The following is a 1,692-nucleotide window of genomic DNA, read 5'->3' as shown; positions in this document are numbered from 1 at the left end:
TGTAAAGACTTTTTCATTTTCTTCCCACAGATTTTTCCAAAAGCTATTTCCTTTATAATCCTTTCCATCTGCCTCAAGGATAATTCTATCTCCGCAAAGAGTACATCTATAAGCACCTTTTACGATATGAGGTTTTTTTATCTTTGTATCAGTGAAATAATCATAAATCTGTTCAAAACCAAGACCTTCTATGAAAGGATACTCTTCCTTTTCAAAATCAATTAGTTTATAGCTTTCTATAAATCTTCTATTCGGCAAAATTGAGGATTTTTTGTAGGATATGTAGTTATCCAAATTATCTAATGAAGCTATGTAGTTGTCTTTTTTCAGAGGAACAGCTCCCCAGATTACATTTACAAAGTTTTCAAGTTGATACTCCATAAGCTCTTTTGAGCCATTTTCGAGTTTTAAAGTAATATTTTTTGCTAAGCTTTTTAGCTTTTCTTTTATAAACTTTTCTAAATCCTGACCAATTTTTATTACTTCTTCTTTTGAACCTTCTACTGTAAATAAAATTTTATTTGGAACATTTGATATTTTTTCTTTTGTTTCTTCAAGCAAATCTTCATGAGGGAATATAAAGCTTATATTTGATTTATTTTTTAAATCTCTTACAGTTTCTTTTAATAAATTTGAAACAATAAAACTTCCAGCCCATAAATCCTGAGCCTTTCTTGATGATAATATCAGTTTTTGAACTGATGGAATTGTAAGCTGGAAAAGGTAAGTTTTAGCGTCCATTTGTACATAACCCACCACTGTTTATTAAAGTTTTTATTTTATTTAAGCCGTTTTTCCAATCGTTGTATTTTTTTGGATTATTCAGAGAACCGTTATTTTTATGGAAAAATGAAGACAAATAGATACTGCCGTCAATATAAGAAAAATTAAGAAGCGAGTATTTATGAAAGTTTCTAATACCACCATCTATAAAAAATCTTATGCTATGGTCTTTTTCTATTTTGTGTATTATCCCCTTATAAAAATTTTCAAGAAAATTTTCCCAGTTGTTAACATGGCAGTTATCCAAAACCTTTTCTATATAAAAATTCTTTTCCTTACCATTTCTGAAGGAAAAAGTCGGAAAAGCAGGTAATAGAGTTTTTTTCTTTTCATACAATCCAGAAGTATTTGATACAAAGGTTTTTATTTCATTTACCAAATTTTCAATATTTTCAACCTTTTCACTTTCTATAATCATGTTTCCGAAAAATCTATTTTTTCTAAATCCAGTACCGAAGAATAACGATAGTTTAAGGAGATTTTTCAGAAAGTTTTTATATTCTTTTACGTTTACTTTACCAAAAGGAATGTTTCTTATTAAAATTTCCAGATTATAATGGCTGTCAGGAAGAACTGCTGTTAAGGGATTATTTTTACTCCAGCTTTTATGGGGAAGATGAGATAGTTTTCCAGTTTTTAATTTGTGATTTTTAATTATAATTCTAAAAGATGCTTTTTTTTGTGTACTTCCAAAAATACTTTCCTCAAACTGTTTTAAAATTTTTAAGTCTTGTTTTAATTTATCTTCAGGAAAATGTACTATAAATGAACCAGCTACTGCCCTAAACCAGTACCTCATTAAACCTTTTATTTCTGATGGGCGAATATCATCGCTTTGACCGAAACCTCCTCCCATAATAGTTGGAGTTATAACTTTAATAAGCAAATCTGTACTTTCCATTACTCCCT

2 protein-coding genes are annotated in these 1,692 nt (G+C 28.8%); both read right to left on the bottom strand.

The features are described from left to right. Positions 1-741, bottom strand: a 741-nt coding sequence (locus HG1285_RS02610; RefSeq protein WP_008289086.1) for a type III-B CRISPR-associated protein Cas10/Cmr2, incomplete at its 3' end; no start/stop codon positions are given. Then, positions 731-1,692 (bottom strand): type III-B CRISPR module RAMP protein Cmr1 (gene cmr1, locus HG1285_RS02615; RefSeq protein ID WP_008289085.1); only part of this gene is annotated, 962 nt, incomplete at its 5' end. The genes HG1285_RS02610 and cmr1, both read right to left, overlap by 11 nt.

The organism is Hydrogenivirga sp. 128-5-R1-1 (assembly GCF_000171895.1).
Note: the sequence above shows the minus strand (reverse complement) of the source record. Positions and strands in the feature narration are given on the sequence as shown.